Origin of the sequence: Pedobacter psychrodurus, assembly GCF_032678585.1 — a bacterium.
Classification (GTDB): domain Bacteria; phylum Bacteroidota; class Bacteroidia; order Sphingobacteriales; family Sphingobacteriaceae; genus Pedobacter; species Pedobacter psychrodurus_A.
In genome coordinates this window covers 16551-39518 of the sequence record NZ_JAVTSN010000024.1, presented here as the reverse complement: position 1 = coordinate 39518, position 22968 = coordinate 16551, and the positions used below count along the sequence as shown (strand labels likewise).

The following is a 22968-nucleotide window of genomic DNA, read 5'->3' as shown; positions in this document are numbered from 1 at the left end:
TCCAAGTGCAACACCTGATCATTTATGCAGGCTTTACTGATCATTAACACTCTGACTCTATCTTCTAACCTCAGTTCGATTAATATTCCTTTAAAGGTATACTACAGACATTTTTCATTCATAGCGTCACCCTGACCTTTAGCGCGGCGGAAAGCTACGCAGTAAACCGAGCCTTAAGCGAGCTCACCGAAGGTAATTTATTTTAGGGTCCATTTAGCAGGAAGATGCTGACCACATAGTAGCTACAAGACGATTGAAAACACTATTTCTACTTGTAAAATAAATCCGATAGCTATCGAATCAGCATGACGATCGCGCTAGTTTCAAGGGCTTAAAATTAGTGAGTATAATATTAATATTAATCGAATTGGCTTTCTAATTTAATGTAAACCTTAAACTAAAACCGAAATTACTGAAAGAAGTATTAAAGGTTTGTGAAGTATAAGGTTTGGTAATGTTCGAATCGTAAAATAACTTGATATTAAACTTCTGGTTTAACACATAATCTACACTTGGCCTAAGCGTAATGTTTTTTGCACCTGAAGAAACTTCGGCTTCAGTAACATCGGCACGGTAAATCACCGTTTTATTATCGCGGATAGCTACATCTAACTTAAAATCCATGTTGTTATCCATTTTCAGGCTTTTAAACCATCCGAAAGGGAAACGGAATTTATTGGTACGGTAACCCAGTCCCAAAACCATATTGTTTTCTGATAACTGTGCCAGCTGACTGTTTGATAAACTCAAGCCCAGCAGCCTCGAACGGTTTAATTCAAAAGAGGCGGTGAGGTTATTTTTAAACCTGGTATCTACCCCAATCAATGGCGAAAAGTATTCGGAAATGGTTACCTGTGCAAACTGGTATTCGGGTAAGAAGTTGTTGTTCACATCCCTGCTGCTTACCCCACCGTTGGTTTCCTGATAACGCAATAATGAATTAAATCCATTGATATTATAGGCAGAGCGATAACCATGCCGGATGTCTACTGACGAAAATTTATCGGCAATAAATGGTATCCTGGTTAAACCGCTATAAGTTAAACTCCAGTTTGGAAGCGGTATTTTAGGGAAGGCATTCATTTTCGTTTTACTGGCATCTTTACCAGAATAGGCAGCCATAAAAGCAGAGATAATTACATCCTGACTTTCTTTACTGTAACCGTCGGCAAAACCTCCATCAGCACCTGATGAATTGGGATTTTGCAATCCCAATCTTCTCGAAATAACAATCCGGTTGGCCATAAACTGATTAAACAAACTGGAAACGGTATTTGAATTGCTTTCTTTAAAGGCTGTACCCAGGGCAATGTAAGAAACGCTATAATCGCCGGTTGTAATGGCACTTAAATTTTCGAATGATGAGGTACTGGCCACATACCTAAAGTTAGTAGAGAAATTCCGCGTTTGCGCTTTATTAGCCTTCAGCGTGATCCGTAAATCTTTAAAAGGTTCTACTTGTCCGGTAAGCTGTAAATCTTCCCTAAGCGTATTTACATACAATTGGTTTTGCAGGGTATCGGTGGTTAACCAGCCATTGTTCAGTGCCATCTCACGGATATCGCGCTGGCTACCAAAAGCAAAGCCTAAACCTGGTGCACCGGTGGCATTATCAATACCAAAATACTTGGTTGTTGGCAGGTAGCCAGGTAGGAAAATACCTTTTGTTTGTACAAAGCTGGCATTCACATTTTTCACGCTCGTTAATAAATTAATGAAAAATTTCTTTGCCCCACCTCCTTCCTGATCGTTTCCTGCATTCCGGATAAAACCAAACTTATTGTATAGTGTAGTCAGGTTTAAGGTTGGGTTGATCTGAACGGTCCTGCTGTTCTGTACGGTATTACCTAAATTGATGTTTGGATCGCGCAAGGTAGAAAGCGGTTCGGTCTGCCAGTTAAAGTTGGTACCGTAACGGGTTTTTACCGTCACCCAGTTTAGTCCGGGTATTTTATCGATAGGCAGATTATAGGTTACATTTAAGTTGTGGTTATAATCGGTTGTACGGCCTAAACGTTTCAAGTTTTCCCAAACAGTATCACGTTTTAATCCTTCAATCCTGCCATCTGGTTCATCAATAATTGAATAGTTGGTTGCGTTAAAATCCAACTGTAACGAACGGGTAAGGTTCCAGGCAATACCATAAATCCTGCTCATGGTAAAGTTTTTATTAAAGGTAGTGCCATAACCGCTTTGGTAAACCCCGATGCTATTGTTCGGATCGTTATTTCTTAGCGTGTTTTCTGAATACAAGCGGTCTACATCAACCCTGAAGTTGATCGCACTAGGAAAAATACTGAAGTTAAAATCTTTCAGTAAAGCGAGCATGTTCGATTTAATGATCTTTTCGAAAGGCGCTATGGTTTTCGCTTCTTTTGAATAGCTGTATTGTAGTGATGCCCTATAGGTATTCTGGATGCTGCTTTGGTTGATAAAATCGCGGTGATTGTACTGCGTGTAAGCATAACTTGCCGAAAAGTTTTCGATGTCCCAAAGGTGAACCGGCTTGCTGTTGTTTACACGGTCTTTCCGGACATTGGTAAAGTTAATGCCCCGTCTTACCGTATAATCCTGCGCAAAGTTTAAAATCGAATCTTTTTGTTCTTTGGTTGATTGGCTTAAAGCATTTTTCAGCTCGATATCCGGAGTTCGCGGGTTATACTGAGGCGTAGAAACCTGTTTCGAATAACTCACAAACATTGGGATTTTTACCCCTGATTTTTGTGGCAGGAATTTACCCAGTTCCATCGCCGAAGACACATCCAACAGTACATTATCGGCACGGTTTCTTTCGCTCACTTTTGAATCGATTGAACCAAAACCAACTGTAGATTTACTGCCTGAAATATTTACATCTGCAAAATCTGCAAGTTTTAAATTTAATCTTCCTGTTGCTGCCCAACCGCCTCTTTCATCAAATTCGGTTAACCTCAATTCGTTAAACCAAACCAAAGCATTTTTATCCTGGCCATCGTCTGCACGTTCATCATTGGCCGCACGCAAAGGGTTTTTAATACCAACCATGTACACCCTAACCTTGCTCATATCCGGTTGTCCTTTTACCACAATGGTTCTTGCCCCATCGGTATAGGTAAAGGGAACATTGGTAGGCCAGGGCTGTCCGTTAGCTTGCTTGGCTACATTACGGGCGAGTTTGGCATTCTGGAAAAGAGTTAAATCAATATCCATCCTGTTGGCTTCCGGCCAGATGGCATCCGGATCGCTGGTGCCTGGATTGGTCACCTTTAATGGCATTACATATTCGTAATAGTTATCCTGATTATCGGTTCCGATCCTTAAAAAGGCCGCAACATCATTATCATTTAAGATCTGATTATTAACCGCCTCTGCGTGAACAAACATCTCTAAATGTTTGTAAGATCTAAAATCGCTATAGGCAGTTTTAAATGCCGCCCTGCCATAACCATCCCTTAAATTTTTTACGGTAACCGATAGCGATTGCTCATTCAATCTGGTATCGCCGCGGTAGTTGCTATAATCGCGTTCACGCAAAATTCCCGGAGGGGTAACGTAAGGGATCGGAGAACGTTTACCGTTTTCTTCAATATTTACGGTAGATACTTCAATGGTAGAATTATCAGGCGTTAAGGCCGGTAAAGATGGATCAACGATTACCTGGGCAGCGATGTTTGAAGCATTATATTCTCTCCATTCGCCACGGATCAACTGCAGCTTGGCGAAACGCATTACGGCCGTATCGGTAAAGTTGGTCATAAACATCCTGAAAAAACGGATCGATTTAAAATCCTGGATTCCGCCAACCTTATCCTGGTACTGACCGATCGGAATCCGGAACTGGTACCAGGAAACAGCCTGTGTATTTCCATTGGCCAATTTTACCTGCGAGGTTACTTTATCGGTGATGAAATTCTGCCCAACGTTTAAATCGCCCGGGCGGATCGAAACTTTATACTGAAAGTATTCGTCGCTTTGGGTCATGTTGTTATCCCGGTTAATATCTTCCCCATCAGGCAGTGACGTAGAAGCTGAATTTTCAAGCCCTAATTCCTCTTGCGACTGCTGAGCAGTTTTAGAGTTTCCTTCAGTTCCATTGTATTTTTCGTAACGCTTCAGAATACCGGCATTGATCTGATCTAAAGCCGGACCTCTGAAATAAGTATAATTATCTGATGATGGATCGGCATCAAGTGCGGTAGAAGCGGTGGCATTCAACTGCCCTTTAATCTGGGTAATGGCCGCAGCAAACTTTACTTTTTCATCAGCATCCGATAGTCCATCTAAACCCACATCCTGTGCCCGGCGCGAACTGGCATTGTTATCGAAAGCCTGTACAACAGGCTGTAACTTTGGTACACGGCCCCAAACGGTTTCATCAAATTTACTTGGATCGTTTGTAGCGGGTAAACCATTTTCTAACGACTTCCTGCCATCCTTAAGAATATCTTCTGAGATATTTCCTAAGTTGAAATACATATCACCACCGGTAGAATTCGGTTTATAGATGAATGGGTCCATTACCCAAAACTCGATAAAGCCAACATTTAAGGCTTCAAAATCGTTGGTTTCAATCTTCCGCTGAAAACCGCCCCAACTATTTTTAGGCTGCAATAAACTTCCATCTGGTCTAAAATCGGTAGTACGGAAATTGTATGGTCCCCTAACGGTTGGGTAATAGGCCACATCAAAAGTGGTAATATTTAAAGCCTGTCCGGTTGCTGTTTCTTTAAATGGAAAAACTTCCTGCTCGATTACTTCCCTTACATAGTGATTGGAAAGCTCTCCCCGGTTGCCCCTGATATTGGCAGGAGTGGTAGATGCCGCCGAATTGTAAAAAGTTGGATCGATGTTATAAAATGCAATTCTTGCCCGGTTATAACCATAAGATAAATCGTTCGACTTATCAGCCTCCGGGAATAACTGTGGCGTGCCGGATAACTGCCAGGCAATGGCACTCTTCAAATCGATTATTGATCGTGAGGCTTCGAAATCATCTAAATAACTTACCCCGTTTTTACTGCCTGCAAAATTCAGTGCCCGCGGGTGACCAGGGATCAATTGGGCAAATTCACCATAAAACGTTACACTCGATGGTGCTTTGGTTGAAATGAAAGGGAGTTTATCAACCAATTTGGTTAAAAACCTTGAAGGCGAGCTATAGTTAATATCTGCTCCCCAAATGGTATTTGAAATGGGTTCTTCACCGAGATTTACCTTTTGCGTTAAAGGTTTTTCGGTTAAGTTCATAATGGTACCGCCAAGGTTCAGTTTATTGTTGACCCGATAATCTAAACGGGTTCCAAAAAGCGAGCGTTGCTGCAGTCCAAAGGTTTCACTGTTTTCTGTAGTAATTCTAATCGGCTGACCAGATACCAAAAGGGCCTGGTTGATGATGCTCACACGGCCGCCCTGATAATCAACGGTAAAATCCACCCCTTCGGTTAACGGCATTGTTCCTGCAAAAACCTTTACCGATCCTTCGGGAACATTGATGGCATTCAAGCTAAACTCAGAAGAAATATCTGACTGGTAACTTACCTTAATGGTATACCTGTTCTGGTTTTGAAACAGCTGTTTAGCGATGGTTTGTGTTGAATCGTAAAGCGCGGTAAAAGTATATTTATTGATCAATGCCTGTTCACTCGGCAAAAACTTTGCAGCCAAATCTTTACCAAAGGGTTCAATCACCGGAAAAATAATCCTTCCATTTGCCGGATCGATGGTAATATATCCCGAATTGGTATTGGTAACCAAAGATGTTTGCCCATTGCTCCCCACGCCGAACAAGCTTGCCTGGTTGGCATTGTTTGCAGTAGAATAAGCACCAAAAGCATTATTTGAGGCTACGAAATCGAAAACCCCATCAGGCCTGCGTTCATTCTGCTGGTTCAAACGGTCGAATTCTGTCAGGGCAATCCATTGTTTGTTTGCCGTATTTTGTCCTTCGGTCATTACCGGATTATCCACACCCGTTTCGTTATCGATGCGGTAAATATCAAGTTTGAAATTCTGGCTGCTGATCTGGTACCCCCCGGTAGAGTAAATATTTTTCATCATCAGATCCCACGTTGGAAGTTGGATCTTAGTAGTTTCATTCTTTAATAATTTTGCATACAGCACTTTGGGATTTGCAGCATCAAAAGAAACATCGGTAGAAAACTCACCCACCTGGTACTCTACACCGTTATAGGTATAACGGTAAGCCACAGCCAAAACTTCATCAGCATTTAAGGGGTTGTTCAGTGAAAGATAACCCAGTTGCGGCTGAAAAGTAAACTCACGCTCGGTCAGTTTTCTGGCATAAACCAGCTTGGCAAAGTTATCGGTATTACTGGTGTTGGCAGGAGTTGTTTGAAAAAAAGAAAGAATGGCATTAGAATTTGTCTGTCTTACCGCCCCTCCCTGATACGCATTTAACTGCGAGATCAGATTGTTCGATTGCTGTGGGAAACCCGTAGCGGTAGTTCCTGCCGGCAGCCCGGATGTTCCTCCCGTAATGAGATTGTTATTGAAGGGAACATTCTCTCCCAAATCCATTAAACCCAATACATCTCTCGAATCGGTTGTATTTCCCGCTTTGTTGGTAATCCAGACCTCAATTTTGGTAATCTGGATCGGCGAGGTAATAATGGGTGCGTTGGCGAGGTTTTTATTATAGTTGTTCCTAAAATATTGTGATAAAAAATAGTGTTTGTTGGCCTCGTAGCTATCGATATTTACCGTCGTGGTATTTTGTTGCGCACCGTTGGTAATTTTAATTTCCCGTGATTGAGATTTCTGTTGCGTGTAAACACTGGTTACGTTTAAACGCCCAAATTTCAACTGTGTTTTAATACCGAAAAGTGCTTGTGTTCCGGTAATTAATGACGTATTTAAAGGTAAACTTACGTTACCCGCCTCAATTTTCTGGATAATATCATCCGGTCCGCCGGTATAATCCAGTTTGATCTGATTTTCAAAATCGAACTGTGCCTCAGTATTGTAATTACTTTTAATCTTCAACTTCGTTCCGATATTTCCCACCAGGTCCATCTGGATCCTCTGATTAAAATCGAAATTGGTCTGCACCCGCTGTCTTTCGTTAAAGAGCGGGTTTTCGTTTTTATTTACCCGGCCTAAAAAAGTAAGTTCAGCTTCTCCGCGGGGCTGTATATCGATGGTGGTCCCGCCAAATAATTTTTCGAAGGCTTTGCTGTTCACCTGGATCTGGGGAATAATACCGGTACTCCTGTAATCGCTTACTTCGGCATTCGAAATGCTGCGCCAGTTCCCCCGTTTGATCTCACTGTTTACCAGGCGCTGGTACTCATCAATGGTTAAATATTGGGTATTTAAAACAAAATTCTCTCCTATGAGTTCTTTAACTATATAACGTTTGTTCTTGGCATCGTATTCTACAACGCGCTTTAAATTACTTGGAGATGGATAAAATGGATTAACAGCGGGACTAAGCCCTAAACGTTCTTTTTCTTTTAAACCAAAATTGTTTTTTGGCATGATCGTATCCGCTTTGCTTGGAACAACTTGAGAGAAAGCGTGTTGAGAAGCAATTAAAATAAGAGGAGTGAGAAACAGAAATGTAGATATTCTCTTCAAAGGCAGTTGGGTCTATAAAGTTTTTAAAGCATGTTTAATTAATTGCTCTACCGAAAGGGTCCCCTCTGTCACTTTTAATATCTGGTCTATAGTTTTTTCGGCGGTTTGTTTGGCGAATCCGAGCATTACCAATGCTGATAACGCTTCATCTTTAACAGTATTGTGTTGAGGCATAGAAATTAATGAATCTACCCCTTCTTTTTTTAATTTATCCTGTAGTTCTAAAACCAGGCGTTGTGCCGTTTTTGCACCCAAGCCTTTAATCCGCTGAATTAAAGGCAGATCTGCCTTAACAATTGCGGTCTGTATTTCCACGGGGGTAATAGACGATAAAATCATCCTGCCAGTATTCGGTCCAATTCCCGATACCGATATCAGGTGTAAAAATAAACGGCGTTCGCCTTCATCAGCGAAGCCGTATAATGTATGTGCATCTTCTTTTACATGCAGCCAGGTGTATAATTTACACCTTTCTGCATCAGCCAAAGCGCTATAAGTATTTAAAGAAATGTTGATATGATAGCCTATACCTCCGGCTTCAACCACAACGTATGCTGGGTTTTTGAATGTCAATTTACCATCTATATAGGCGTACATGTAATGCTACTTTTTAGTTGTTTTTCCAAATATACCTTTTCGTTTTGATGTTGCAATTTCTTCTTTTGCTTGCACATCTACAACAGCAATGGTAACCATATTCACGATTTCGCGCACAGAACTACCTAATTGAACAATATGAACAGGTTTATTCAGTCCTAAAAGGATCGGACCAACTGCTTCGGCACCACCTAACTCTTGTAACAATTTGTATGCAATGTTTCCCGACTCGAGATTTGGGAACACTAAAGTGTTTGCCGGAGCATCCGCCAGGGTGCTAAATGGAAAGTTATCCTGCAAGAGTTCGTTGTTGATGGCAAAGTTTCCCTGCATCTCTCCGTCTACTACAATTTCCGGATGGTTTTTATGAAGCAGGTTTACCGTTTGCCTTACTTTATTTGGGGTTATCCCATCATTTGAACCAAAGTTGGAGTACGACAATAAGGCAATACGTGGTTTGATGTTAAACTGCTTAACGGATTTATCGATCAATAAAGTGATATCCACCAGTTCTTCGGCAGTCGGATCAACGTTTACAGTGGTATCGCCAAAGAAAACAGGACCTTTTTTGGTCATCATCATGTACATGCCCGCAACACGCTTTACGCCTGGTTCTACACCAATTACCTGCAAAGCAGGTTTAATAGTGGCACCATAATTTTTCGTCAAACCCGAAATCATGGCGTCGGCATCACCAAATTCAACCATCGAAGCCCCGTAATAGTTACGGTCTCTCAATAATTTGGTTGCATCACGCATAGAAGATACTCCTTTACGCTTGCGTTTTTCGAAAAGGGATTCTGCATATTGTTTGGTTTTTTCAGGGTTCAGCATCTGATCGATGATCTCTACGCCCTCCAGCTCCAAAGCATGCTCATCGATAATGGCTTGTATCTTTTCTTTGTTTCCTAAAAGAATTGGAATAGCGATATTTTCATCTTTTACAATCTGGGCAGCCTTTAAAATTTTGTAATTATCGGCCTCCGCAAATACCACACGTTTAGGATCCATCTTCGCTTTGGTGGTTACCGCCCTCATAATGGCATCATCCAAACCTAAACGTTTTCTCAGTTCTTCATTGTAGGCATCCCAATCGGTGATGATTTTTCTGGCTACACCACTTTCGATCGCGGCTTTTGCTACGGCTGTTGATACCTCTGTAATCAACCTGAAATCAACAGGTTTCGGGATGATATAATCGCGTCCGAATTTAAGATTACGAGCATTGTAAGCCAGGTTAACAGCTTCTGGAACCGATTTTTTGGCCAGTTCTGCAATTGCCCTTACTGCTGCAATTTTCATCTCCTCGTTAATGCTGGTTGCCCTAACATCCAGCGCCCCACGGAAAATATAAGGGAAACCCAGTACATTGTTCACCTGGTTGGGATAATCAGAACGGCCTGTAGCCATAATAAGGTCTTTACGGGTCTTAATGGCCAGTTCATAGGCAATTTCAGGGTTTGGATTGGCCATGGCAAAAACAATCGGGTTTTTAGCCATTCCCACCAACATATCTGGCGAAATTACATTCGCTGCTGAAAGTCCGATAAAAACATCAGCGCCCTTCATCGCTTCTCCGATATTGGAAATACCTTTTCTGGTGGTTGCAAAGCTCATGCGGATATCATCCAGATCGGTACGGTGGATATCAATTAGTCCATTGATATCGAACATCACCAGATTCTCTTTTTTTACCCCTAAACTCAGGTACATTTTAGAGCAGGAAACAGCCGCAGCACCTGCACCGCTCACTACAACCTGAATTTTATCAATTTTCTTTTTCTGGATTTCGCAGGCATTTAATAATGCTGCCCCAGAAATAATGGCTGTTCCATGTTGATCATCGTGCATTACAGGGATATTCATCTCCTGTTTTAAACGCCTTTCAATCTCAAAACACTCAGGAGCCTTGATATCTTCGAGGTTGATCCCCCCAAAAGTTGGCTCCAATGCTTTAACGATTTTTACAAAATCATCTACATTTTCGGTATCGAGCTCCAAATCGAATACATCGATATCAGAGAATATTTTAAATAAAAGGCCTTTACCTTCCATTACAGGCTTGCCGGCTTCAGGGCCAATATTTCCCAGGCCCAAAACCGCCGTTCCATTACTGATTACTGCAACTAAATTACCTTTTGCGGTATATTTATAAACATCATCTTTATTGTTTGCTATTTTTAAACAAGGCTCTGCAACTCCTGGAGAGTATGCCAGGGTTAAATCCCTTTGCGATGTTGTTGGTTTAGTAGGTACTACTTGTATCTTTCCCGGACGGCCCTGCGAGTGATAATCCAACGCATCTTGCTTTCTATTCGTATTACTCATTAAGTAACTTATTAGTGACCGTGCAAAGGTACAATTCTTTTTATGAGGCTTACAATAAAAAGCCGTTCAAAAAAAGTTAAATAAGACCAATTGAGCAATGAACAGAAATGCATTATTAGCTTATACCCTTCCCATAACCGGATCGGTATAACTTTCCTTGCCTGTTTCTACCCTACCGGCAAAACGTTGTGTAAATAATGGATCAGCATCACTTTTGATCTCGAAATCGTACCAACCGTAACTCGGTTCTAAATCGAGCACGAGAACTGTTTCGGCATTTGCCGCAATACTCTTTTGTTGATGGTTCGTTTTGTAACCTAAATCGTTCAGGTTAATTTTTACTATACCTTTGCCTGTATTTTTAATTGTTAACCTCATGTTTCCAGTCGCACCTTTTGTTAATCGGTTCAGCTCGTTTTCGGCTGTGATGCTGATTAACGGATCCCCGGCAGAACCGATAAATTCGCGGTAAAAACCGTTTGGCCCGTTTAACCGTAAATGATATCGATCATCTTCAAACGCATTTAACGGCCACTGATATTGCAGTTCATCATTTACCTTAACCGCAAAAGACCAATTTTTACAGATTTCTTCCTGCCCGCCATCTGCTTTAAATTTAGCTGGCGCATATACCGTAAAAGGTGAACCCGCTGCCTGACTCCCAAATAACTGGTTGCTGGCAGCCATTCTGATTTGAAAAGCTTTTTTATTTCGATCAAATGATCCATTTGCCGATAATTGATAAGGTATGGCGCAGGATTTCCGGATCCCTTTTTCCTGTTGCGACATTAAATGCTCACTAGCTCCCGATTTATTGATTTCCTGATCTGAAATTACTTTAAAACCTTTTGGTTCCACTTTAAATTTCGCGTTAAAAATCCCTTCAACAAATGTATTGCGGTTAAGGAAGGGTAATTTCTCCGATTTGGGATCGAAAGGAGCAAATGCCGAGGTTAAATTACCTGAAATGGTTCTGCGCCATTCGCTAATGTTATCCAAACGGATGTTCTTTTTATATTTTTTATTTACAAATTCCTCTAAAAACTGTAAAGTAGATGTGTGCTCGAAAAGCTGAGAACATACTTTACCGCCGCGGCTCCATGGTGAGGCAATAACCATTGGTACACGAAAGCCTAAACCGATCGGTGCTTCCCGGGCTCCTTTTTCGGGTACACCCTGTTTAAGCTCATTGGCCAAACGCACGTGTTCAATTTCAGTATCAATTCCCTTCGAAACCTTTCCAGTTTCTGGTTTATTCTCATCGGGAATGGAATATGGCGGAACATGGTCATAATAACCATCATTTTCATCGTAGGTAACGATAAAGACGGTCTTTTTCCAAACTTCAGGATTTTTGGTTAAAATATCCATTACTTCTGAAATATACCAGGCGCCGTACCATGGCGCACTTGGGTGATCAGAGAAATTCTGTGGTCCGGCAAGCCAGGAAACCGTAGGCAGTTTCCCCCTGTTCACATCATCCCTGAACTGATGTAAAATATCCCCCTTTGGTACGGTTGCTTCACGTTTTTCGCCATTATCATCGTATGCAATTGTTGATATATTGCGGAAATGGGGGTCATTTTGATTCACTACAAAGGCATTGTAAAACAAACTTTTTTCCTGTTGGGAGAGTTTATCGAAATTTTTCTTGCTCCATTGCTCAAGCTCTGTTGCAGCATCATCCAGGGCTTTGATTTTATTTTTGAGATCCGTTTGGATTTTCTTTGCAGCAGCATCGCTCGACGGACTTGCTTCCTGCAGCTTATTGATTTCCGCTGGCAGGGTATCAACCAGCTTCTGCAGGTTTTCTACATATCTATCTTTAAACTTAACATTATAGGCTTTAAAGAATTCCAGGAGATTACAGCCGAAATTCGAAAGCCAGGCTCTTTCTTCGCCTTTAAAACCACCTCCGCAACTGGTTTCGTTCTGATAAAATTTCCATGCAATTTTATTCTCCTCCAGTAGTTCAGGAAAAGTTTTCCATGGTTGTTTACCATAGGCAAAATCGTCATTACGGATATTGGCTTTCGGGATTCCATTTTCTTCGTGGGTAATTTTCCCTGTCCAGAAGAAAGAGCGGTTGGGCGTAGTGCTCGTCATTGCCGAACAAAAATTCTGGTCGCAGATGGTAAATGCATCAGCTAAGGCATAATTAAAGGGAAGATCTTCACGGATATAATGCCCCAGGGTCAGTGGCATCGACGCATAATTTTTATTTCCAGATTTCTTTGCCGTTAGCCATTGGTCGTATTTGCCCTGATTGTTGGCGTCCACCTGGCTGGCACGCGAATGCGGCAGAGAGCCCATCCAGGTTACTTTGGTATCTTTAATATTTAAACGGAAAGGTGCGTAAGTATTTCCAGCAGCATCGGTCTGGAACCAAACCGGTTTTTGGTTTGGAAGCATAATGGCCCTTGGATCGTTAAATCCACGTACACCCTGCAGACTTCCAAAAGTATGATCGAATGAACGGTTTTCCTGCATTAAAATCACAACGTGCTCTGCATCCAGAAAAGTACTGCCAGCAACCGGATCGATCGCTAATGCACGTTGAATTGATGATGGCATCACGGTAGCTATACCCGTTGCGCCAGAAAGTAATAAAGATTTACGAAGAAACTCCCGCCTGGTATCCATTTTTTTAATTTAAGGCAAGTTTAGCTTGTGTTAACTTATTTCAAGTTAAGTAAGCGTTAACTAAATGTAAACCAATATTATTGTTACAGGTTATCGTAAATTGTCATCCGGAGTGCAATCCCGAAGATTCGGGAGAGAAATTTGTGCACATCATTTTAAAGATCTCTCCACTGCGGTAGAAATGACGATTACATATATAACTTATCCCTTGCTAATCTTCAAAACCATACCCACTTGCAAGCCCGCTTTTGATAGACGGTTATCTCTTCTGATCGTTTGTACGGTAGCGCCATCGAACTTCTCGGCAATTTCAGATAAGGTATCGCCAGTTTTAACTTTGTAGCTTAAAAATGATGCCGGCGCTTTTAACGGTGTGCGGTTTTTGGCATAGATCTTTAATCGTTGCCCTGGTACTAGGGTTTTACTTTTTAAACCATTCCAAACCCTCAGATCCTGCACTTCCACGCCGTATTTATTGGCAACGGTTGTTAAATTTTGGCCTGCGGTCACTTTATGGTATACTACCGAAGAGCTGGTGATGCTTTTAATTTTTTTCTTTCTTAAATCCCTTACATCATCGGTATTGGCATTAACAACTTTCATGTTTCCTTCAACCTCCTGGTTGTTTAATACATCATAAATACCAGCATAATCGGCATCCCTCAATTTGGGCATCACAATACGCTTGGGTTCATCATCCGTGCCGTTTACAATCTTTTTCTTGTAGGATGGGTTTAATGCCATGATTGCTTCTTCCTCTATGTTGAGCACTTTGGCCAGGGTAGATAAAGAAACAAAACGAGTCGTTTGAACGGTGTCTGTTTTTAAAAACATGTTCGAAGCTTGTGCCGTAATCTGGTGTTTGCCCGAATAGTTCATTACATAAACAGCTGCAATAAATGCAGGCACATAATTTCTGGTTTCTTTAGGTAAAAACTGTCTGATTACCCAAAAGTCCCTCGATCCTGCTTTGTCAATCGCACGGTTTACATTGCCCTTGCCACAATTGTATGCTGCAATGGCCAAAAGCCAATCGCCTAACTCTTCAAATGCATCCCTAAAATAGGCTGCCGCAGCATAGCTGGCCTGGATAGGATCTTTCCGTTCGTCCACAAAATTGTCCATCTTTAAACCATAAGCCTTGCCAGTTCCAAACATAAACTGCCAGATTCCTGTGGCACCCACTCTAGAAATGGCATGTGGGTTCATCTGCGATTCTACAATGGTTAAATATTTTATTTCCTGCGGGATGTTATAATCCTTTAAGGCTTTGTCGAAAATCGGAAAGTAATAACTCGATAGGCCGATCATTTTGCCGAACATATCTTTACGCTTGGCATAAATATCGATATACTGCTGAACATATTCGTTGTAAGGAAGGGGTACTGTTTTTGCGATAGAATCGAGCCTGAGCTTGTAGATAAAGTTCTGCCCCATGGTTAATGGGTTTTCAGAAACTGAAGGTACCGCTACGGTATCGGTATTGATAAAGATGTTGTTTTGTACCTTCGGAAGACTATCTAATTTGAGGGTTTGTTGCGCAGAAGCGGAAGAAATATATCCTAAGCAAGCACAAATTGAAGCAAAAAGTAATTTTTTAATCATGGGCTATTGGTTTATTCAGCACCGCCAGTCCGAACCTGATCCAGAATCTGTTGTCCAGATGCTGAGCCCGAAATATCGGGACAGCATGACGGTTACTGCACACAGCTCAACGAGCTAATGCCTATTTTAAAAAAGCCTGAGAAAAAGCTAAAAGCTTATCTTCCTCAAAATGTTTGGCTGTAAATTGAATACTTAACGGCAAATCCGCTTCATTATTGCCCAAAGGCAAAGCAATGGCCGGGTTTCCGCTTAAAGATGGCAACACGGTAAAAATATCGGCCATATACATGACCAGTGCATCTTGCACATTATCGCCGATTTTAAATGCAGCTGTTGGTGCCACTGGAGAAAGAATTAAATCATAATCCTGGAATAAAACATCCATTTTCTCTCTGATTAAACGGCGTACCTGCTGTGCTTTCTGGTAGTAGGCATCGTAATATCCGGCACTCAGTACAAAAGTACCTAAAAGGATGCGGCGTTTTACTTCTTCACCAAAACCTTCGGCCCTGGATAACTTGTACAATTCGTTTAATGACTTCGCCTCCATGTTGCGGTGACCATAATGTACACCATCGTAACGCGAAAGATTTGAAGAGGCTTCAGCTGTGGTTAAAATATAATAGGCCGGAACCAGATAATCTAAAAGATCGAACGACACATATTCAACCGTATGTCCATCTGCTTTTAGTTTTTCTATTGATGTTAAAATTGCTGTTTTAATTTCAGGATCAAGCGCATCGCTTTCTATCGTTTCCCTTAAAACGGCTATTTTTTGTTTTTTTTGTTCGCCAAGCTGAGCTGGATAATCAGGAACCGATAAAGGTGAAACCGTTGAATCATGATCATCGGCACCGGCCAAAACCTGTAAAAGTATTGCGGCATCGGTTACTGAAGAAGTAATTGGGCCAACCTGATCAAAAGAGGAAGCATAAGCAATCACTCCATATCTCGAAATCCGTCCATAAGTAGGTTTTAGTCCAATCTGGCCGCAAAAAGCAGCTGGTTGACGCACAGAACCTCCGGTATCGGTACCCAGCGCAGACAAACACATATCGGCCTGAACCGCTACAGCCGAACCACCGGAAGATCCTCCCGGAACAAGCTCCGGATTGGCTGCATTTTTAACGGCCCCGTAAAACGAGGTCTCGTTAGAGCCACCCATGGCAAACTCATCGCAGTTTAAACGGCCAATAATAATGGCATCTTCCTGCAATAAACGTTCTACAACGGTAGATGAATATGGCGAGACAAAGCCTTCGAGCATTTTTGACGAAGCGGTAACAATATGGCCTTCATAACAGATATTATCTTTGATGCCAATCACCATACCTGCAAGCTTACCTGCGGTACCTTCTTCTATCTTTTGCTGTATCGCTTTTGCTTGAGCTTCGGCCGACAAAAAAAACACCTCATTAAATGCATTGAGGTGTTCATTTTTTTCAATTTGCTTAAAATAATAAGCCAATAAATCGGGTAAAGTTAATTGCTTTTGCGAAATAAGCGACTGTATCTCTTTAAGAGAGCTGTATTTCTTCAAAACTAAAAATTATTGCAATTAAACGGTTTTATCACGGTTAGATGGATCTACTTGTTCCCCATCAACGCCATCTTTACCATCTTTAAATTCTTTAACACCTTTACCTAAACCTCTCATCAGTTCAGGAATTTTTTTACCACCAAATAATAACAATACCACTACCGCAATAATGATAATTTCTGGTGTTCCAAGCATTGCTGCTATTGTTGTATTTAACATGATTTTTTTGTTTAAACTTTTTCTTTGTCAGTTACAATTTTTTCGTCAGTAGGCTTTGCCAGATCGATATGTGGCGCACTTGCCTCAACCTTTTCATCAACAGGCGTTTCTTCTTCTGTTGGGTGATGACGTTGGCTATGGGTATTTACAGCTGTTTCTTCCGCTTCTTCTTTATCTAAGTCCATAGCATTAATATTTCTGTGAATTTCACGCTTCACACCGTCAGAGGCGTCTTTAAATTCTCTGATCCCTTTCCCTAATCCCCTTGCCAGTTCGGGTAATTTTTTACCTCCGAACAACAACAGAACCACCACTAAAATGAGCACGATCTCGGATCCACCCATGTTTAAAAACTCTAATAACGTGCCTTGATACATCACTAATATAATTTATACAAATATATACATTTTAAAAACTATTCTTTTATTTACTAATCCAGGCCTCTGGATTTAAAGCCGCTTGTCCTCTTCTGATCTGGAACTTCAAAACAGCATCATCTCCTGTATTTGCAACTACTCCAATGGTTTGTTTGGTATCTACAGAATTACCAACACTTACACTAACTGATTTTAAGTTTTGATATACCGTAAAATATTCTCCATGGTTGATCAATACTACGGTTCTGCCCATCACCACCTGAACAGCCGCAACCTTACCTGCAAATACAGCTCTAACGGCAGCCCCGTCAGCTGTGGTAATATCAACACCATCATTGGTGTAACTTGCCTGATCGATCTTATGCAAACCAAACCTTTCTGTTATGGTTCCGGTTGCTACCGGCCAAGGCAACTTGCCCCTATTATTTTCAAAACCTGCAGATAATCTGGCAGCCTCCGGTGTTGCTGTGAGTAATTCTCCTGTCGATTTTGCCTTAGCAGCTGGTGGAGTTGGTGCTGTTGGTACCGGTTTATTTTCAGCCTTAGCTTTCGCTGCTGCAATCCGTGCTTCCTCAGCTGCTTTTCTTCTCGCCTCTTCAGCAGCCTTTCTTCTTGCTTCTTCAATTGCCCGCTGAATTGCCGCACTAATGGCCCGATCTATCTGGGCCTGCTGTTTTTTACGACTGGTAATATCCTGCTTAAACTGCTTTTCATCCTTGCTCAGCTTATTTAACACTGAAGATTGTTCACTTTTATCTTTACCCAAACGCTCGCGCTCTCTTTCCTGTTCTTTTAACAGATCACTTTTTTCCCTGAGCGTTTTATCCAGCACTTTTATCTTGCCATTCAGGTCTTGCTGTGTATTTTCAATATAACCAGCTTGTTTTTTTCTATACTGACTAAACTGTTGTAAATATTTGATCCTTTTATAAGCCTGATTAAAATCCTTGGCCGCAAAAATGAACATCATTTTATCGTATGAGTTCCTGTTCCTTTGTGCAAAGCGGATCATCCCGGCATATTCTTTTTTAAGATCGCCTAGCTGACCCTGCAACGTATGTACGGTATTTGTGTTCTGAGAGATTTGGTTATCCAGATTTTTTATTTCAGAATTGATTGTTCCAATTTTATCCTGGCGCAAACGTATCTGGGCATTTATGGTATTAATCTGTTGTAAAGTAAGCTTTTTACCATTTGCAGTTTTGTTTAAATTCTTTTGAAGCTGTTCGATTTCGCGTTGTATAGCTTCTTTTTTCCTTCTGAGCTGACTTTCAGTTTGTGCAACCGCCGAAAGGGTTAACACGCTTAAAAAAAGGATAAATAGGAGTTTTTGTAGCTTCATTAAGCCAAAAGTATAAAAATTTTACAGTAAAAAGTACTAAAATCGAGATACTAAAGTCATAATCACTTATTACAGAACCGTCTTCACTTAATCTTCATACAATACAAAGATTGCCAAACAGACTGTTGCAGTACTGCAGATCTCTTTGGCAAACCATTATAAATATTGAACTGTAATTGAAGTACTATTTTACAACTGTAAATCTCTTTGGTACATTAAACGGAAAATCGACAGGAACATTGCCATCAATTTTCACAAACTGGAGGTCGATATTTATTTTTTTCGCTTTGGATAGCGTTTTGATCTGTAAGGCACTAGGGAATAAAGATTCGTTTAATTTTTGATAATCGGTATAGGTCACTTTTAAGGCCTGACCGTTTTTCGCATCATTTAAATTTGTTTCTGCAACTTTAAAAAGCGTATTGAAAAGCAGTTTATAATCCAGTTCAGATTTGCTCCCCGAAACGACCCAAACACCATTTTCCTGTTTCACATCCGATTGCGGGGTTAAAAACTCACCCATGGCATTACCGGTTAAAATGGCCTGTAAAGTATTGAAATTAACCTGTTTATTGGTAAAATTATATATATAGCTGAAAGGCTTTTTTAAATATTCGCTTTTCATTCGGTTCATAATCTTAATGCTATCAGGTGTAATTAAAGCCCTTGCAACCTCTGCCATCCCACCTAAAGCCGTGATGCTTACCCAGATGGTCTCCTTGTCTTTCATCTTGAAATTCATGGTTACATCGTTCGCATCGCCAGCAATATCCAAAGTGGCTTTGGCTTTTAACGAAAGGGTATTAAATTTCAGTTGTTTGTTATTTAATAACGTTAGGGCTTCTGCTTTGGAGTTATCCGTTTTGGTTTCCACTTTTGTTGGCGGCACTACCACAATTTCTTTTTTAGGTTTACATGCCGAAACAAAAACTACAGCCCCGAATAGGATTACGCTATTTAAAATACTTCTTTTCATTTATCTTTTTAATTAATACTTCTGATCCATTTCCAGCTTCCTTTGCCTTTTGCCATTGGATTAACGCGGCATCCTTTTCACCTTTCATAAAAAGAATATCTCCATATCGCTCCAGGTAAACACCGTTTTTATTGCTATTGTTTTGCAAGGCCTTTTCTATCCACGTTATTGCCAGATCGTACTTCTGTTGCTTAAACAGAATGAAGGCATACGTATCGGTAACCGATGGATTATTGGGCATTCCGTTGGCCGCTGTTTCTGCATATTTTGCCGCCTTTGCCAAATCATCATTTCTTAACGCTAAATAGTAGGCATAATTATTCATGATGAGGTAATTATCCGGCTCCAATGAAATGGCTTTTTCGAAGGCCGTTTTAGCGGATGCAAAATTATTCTGACTGATGTAGATATCGCCCTGTAAGGCATAAATCTGCGCCTGAAGGCTCTTGTTCTCCACATCCAACTGCAGCGAGGTTTTCAGATTGCTTTGAGCAGGTTCATATTTGCCTGTTTTAAAAAGGGCATAGGCCATATAATAGTACAAACTGGCCTGGTTGGGATAGATGGTTAAGGCCTCATCGCCCACTTTTATGGCTTCATCATAATGTCCAAGCAAGGTTTGAATATTAATGACCTGTTCCCAAACCACGTAAATTTGTTCATTGAGTTTTAGTGCGGCCTGATATTGTATTAAAGCATCCTTTAAATTATTCTGCTGATACAACACGTCGCCATAAAGCGCCAAAGCTTTGGCATCACTAGGATTTTTTTCGGCAACCAGTTTACTCAGTTCGGTTACATTTTTAGCTACAACGGGCTGATTGAGTTTTGGAAAAAGGGCCGCTATGATCTTCACTTTTTCTGTCAATGGCATTTCAGCGCTCTCGAAAGCAAGTTTTAATGAGGCAAAGGCCGCATCGTCATTTTTTTGCCGGCGGTAAATGTCGGCCAGGGCTAGGTTTACCTCAAAATTATTAGGCTCTAACTGCTGTGCTTTGCTTAATACTTTTAAAGCTTCAGGATCATTTCCTTTCTGCAAAAGCAGGCCTGCCGCATAAAGATAATTTTTTACATCGGCCTGGTTGCCCTCCAACAATTTCACAATATCACTTTCTGTGGCGCTCCCGTTGGCCTGAAAGCGTTTTTTCGCATTCACCAGGTCTCTCGATTCGCCAAATTTAACCCCGATTTCATCGTAGGTCTTTTTTGCAGCATCGAGCTGGTTGGCCAAAAACTGAGCGTTGGCTTTATCAAAATAATAGGCGTCGTTTTCCGGGTCTAGGCGGATCAACTGATTAAACACTTCAATAAGCTCAGGCATTTTATTATTGCGTTTATATACCTCTCCAAGCAGGCGCCAGTACCATAAGTTGCCTGAATTTAATTTGATGGCCTGTTTTATGTTTTGCTCGGCTTCTGTAAGTTTATCCAGACGCAGATTTGCGTTGGCCAACTCGAAATAGGCCGCATGGTTATTAGGATCTAAACCTACAATTTTGTTGAAATTGGTTGAGGCAACAGTATAGTTTTCAGACATTTTCTCGCGCAGGCCAGCAAAAAACAATTGTTTTACCATATTGCTATCGCGGTTGGTGGCTGGTGTAACTACACCCTGACCAAAGGCCTTGAAACTAAATAAAGTAGCTCCGATAAGAAAATGTATTTTGTATTTCATATCATTTTATCACTCCAAAAATTAACTCGAACTGAAAACTGCGAACTCCAAGCTTATTTACCTGTATGTCCGTAACCACCTTCACCACGTGCCGTTTCTCCCAGTTCTTCAACAGATTTCCAGCTCACGGTTTCGTGTTTGGCCACAACCATTTGCGCAATCCGATCGCCGTTAATAATTTTAAAATCTGTGTCTGATAAATTTACCAATAAAACTTTTATTTCCCCACGGTAATCGGCATCAATTGTACCCGGTGAGTTTACAATACTAATGCCATATTTATAAGCCAGGCCGCTTCGAGGTCTGATCTGTGCCTCGTACCCAATTGGTAGTTCGATAAACAATCCCGTTGGCACCAACAACCGCTGTAAAGGTTTTAATACGATTTCTTCAGTTAATGCAGCCCTCAGATCCATACCAGCCGCATGTGCGGTTTCATATTGTGGAAGTGGATGTTCGGAGATATTGATAATTTTTATTTCCATTTTTATTAGATGTGAGATTGGAGATATGAGATTTTAGACAAAATCAGCAACCTGAAATCCTTTATTTTTTTAAGATTTTCATTAAATCATTCTTTTCAAAATAGGCTATCCCAGCCACAAAAGCGACTAACATGGCATTGCCAATATAAATGTTCCGGTTAAAGATAAAAAATGAAGAGAACACCAGTATGATTGAAATGATTAAATAAGCTAAAATCTTTTTGAGGTTATAAGGGATTGGATAATATTTCTGCCCTAGGATGTAGGAGATAATCATCATTGTTCCATAAGTTGCCATCGAAACCCAGGCAGAACCCATGTAACTAAATTTTGGAATCAGTATAATATTGAAAACAACGGTGATCACCGCGCCCACTAATGATATATATAATCCGAACCTGGTTTGGTCGGATAACCTGTACCAAATGGAAAGGTTCATATAAATCCCTAAACATACGTATCCTACCAATAAATAGGGTACTGCAGGCAAACCTACCCAATACTCGGCCAGATGTTTGGCGTCACGGCTAATAAAATATTTAAGAATTTCGATATTTGCTGTGAGTGCCACAAAGAGGATGGAGAGGGCAATTACAAAATACTCCAAAATTTTTGCGTAGGTAACTTTTGCATTTTCGTTTTTTGCATAACTGAAGAAAAATGGTTCAGCGCCTAACCTGAAAGCCATATTGAAAATACTCAGGAATATGGCCAGTTTACACACCGCTCCGTAAATACCTACTTCAGCCTCTGTAGTATAACGGTCTAAAAGTATTTTATCCAAGTTTTCATTAATGATAAAAGATAAATTTGCAACCAAAACAGGCCAGCTGTAGGAAAGCATCTTTTTAAACAGATCTTTATCGAATTTAAACTGAACCTTTAAAAATTCGGGGACCAAAAGCAAAAAGGTAAGTCCGCTAGCGGCCAGGTTGGCGATAAATACATAACCAACCCATTTATCGCGAAACCAGCTTTGAAAAAAGGCAGCCCCCGGCAGATCATGTTTGATAATCAACGGGATACCATAAATAAAAAACAGACTTAAGAGTACATAACTTAATATGTTTACAAATTTAATGATGCTATATCTAAAAGGTTTCCCGTCTGCCCTGATCCTGGCAAAGGGGATTACACAAATGGCATCTGAAAACAGGAGCCAAAGAAAATACTGAACATATCGCTTCTGATCCTGATAGTGTGACATGTTACTGTTTAACAGCCATTTGGTTATCGGCTCGGTAAAAACCAGACCACTGATTAAAAATAACGTAGAAATAAAAGCAACAATCAAAAAAGAATTATTGTAAACCTGCTGTTTTTTATCTTCGTGTTTATTGAGGTACCTAAAAAAAGTGGTTTCCATTCCAAAGGCCAGTATGGCATTGATCATGGAAGCATAAGCGTACATTTTGGTAAAAACACCCAGTGCGCTTGCACCGTAACTTCTGGTAAATATTGGCGTTAGGATGAAATTGAGCAAACGGGAGGCAATGGTACTGATACCATACACCATGGTTTGCCCAAGAAACTTTTTATATACAGACATTCGTTATAATCAAGGATAAAAGTATCAAGATATGAGAACATTATTGAGTCTCGCTAC

General features: G+C 40.7%; 13 protein-coding genes. All 13 read right to left on the bottom strand.

The features are described from left to right. Positions 1–375: 375 nt before the first annotated feature. Positions 376–7476, bottom strand: a complete 7101-nt coding sequence (sprA, locus tag R2S57_RS16400; RefSeq protein ID WP_316846036.1) for a cell surface protein SprA — start codon at positions 7474–7476, stop codon at positions 376–378. A 111-nt stretch (positions 7477–7587) separates the two neighbouring features. Next, positions 7588–8172, bottom strand: a complete 585-nt coding sequence (gene ruvA, locus R2S57_RS16395; protein WP_316846035.1) for a Holliday junction branch migration protein RuvA — start codon at positions 8170–8172, stop codon at positions 7588–7590. A gap of 6 nt (positions 8173–8178) precedes the next feature. Further along, positions 8179–10500 carry an NADP-dependent malic enzyme gene (locus R2S57_RS16390; protein WP_316846034.1) on the bottom strand — a complete coding sequence of 774 codons (2322 nt, stop codon included), beginning with the start codon at positions 10498–10500 and terminating at the stop codon, positions 8179–8181. Between the two features lie 120 nt (positions 10501–10620). After that, positions 10621–13143, bottom strand: coding sequence for a phosphocholine-specific phospholipase C (locus R2S57_RS16385; protein ID WP_316846033.1), 2523 nt, complete (start codon positions 13141–13143; stop codon positions 10621–10623). Positions 13144–13344: 201 nt separating this feature from the next. After that, a complete protein-coding gene (locus R2S57_RS16380) occupies positions 13345–14748 on the bottom strand; it encodes a lytic transglycosylase domain-containing protein (protein WP_316846032.1) in 1404 nt (467 codons plus the stop codon). Positions 14749–14869: 121 nt separating this feature from the next. After that, positions 14870–16288 carry an Asp-tRNA(Asn)/Glu-tRNA(Gln) amidotransferase subunit GatA gene (gene gatA, locus R2S57_RS16375; protein ID WP_316846031.1) on the bottom strand — a complete coding sequence of 473 codons (1419 nt, stop codon included), beginning with the start codon at positions 16286–16288 and terminating at the stop codon, positions 14870–14872. An 18-nt stretch (positions 16289–16306) separates the two neighbouring features. Beyond that, the gene (locus tag R2S57_RS16370; protein ID WP_029287719.1) at positions 16307–16507 is read right to left on the bottom strand and encodes a twin-arginine translocase TatA/TatE family subunit; all 201 of its coding nucleotides are present in this window, start codon (positions 16505–16507) and stop codon (positions 16307–16309) included. A gap of 11 nt (positions 16508–16518) precedes the next feature. Further along, positions 16519–16884 carry a twin-arginine translocase TatA/TatE family subunit gene (locus R2S57_RS16365; protein WP_316846030.1) on the bottom strand — a complete coding sequence of 122 codons (366 nt, stop codon included), beginning with the start codon at positions 16882–16884 and terminating at the stop codon, positions 16519–16521. Positions 16885–16930: 46 nt separating this feature from the next. Then, positions 16931–18226 carry a murein hydrolase activator EnvC family protein gene (locus R2S57_RS16360; RefSeq protein WP_316846029.1) on the bottom strand — a complete coding sequence of 432 codons (1296 nt, stop codon included), beginning with the start codon at positions 18224–18226 and terminating at the stop codon, positions 16931–16933. Positions 18227–18410: 184 nt separating this feature from the next. Then, positions 18411–19202: a DUF4292 domain-containing protein gene (locus R2S57_RS16355; protein ID WP_316846028.1), complete on the bottom strand. Its 792-nt coding sequence runs from the start codon at positions 19200–19202 to the stop codon at positions 18411–18413. Further along, the gene (locus R2S57_RS16350) at positions 19180–20877 is read right to left on the bottom strand and encodes a tetratricopeptide repeat protein (RefSeq protein WP_316846027.1); all 1698 of its coding nucleotides are present in this window, start codon (positions 20875–20877) and stop codon (positions 19180–19182) included. The genes R2S57_RS16355 and R2S57_RS16350 overlap by 23 nt, the downstream gene beginning before the upstream one ends. 53 nt (positions 20878–20930) lie before the next feature. Further along, positions 20931–21362: a dUTP diphosphatase gene (gene dut / locus R2S57_RS16345; protein ID WP_316846026.1), complete on the bottom strand. Its 432-nt coding sequence runs from the start codon at positions 21360–21362 to the stop codon at positions 20931–20933. A 61-nt stretch (positions 21363–21423) separates the two neighbouring features. Then, positions 21424–22911, bottom strand: a complete 1488-nt coding sequence (locus tag R2S57_RS16340) for an oligosaccharide flippase family protein (RefSeq protein ID WP_316846025.1) — start codon at positions 22909–22911, stop codon at positions 21424–21426. Between the last annotated feature and the right edge of the window lie 57 nt (positions 22912–22968).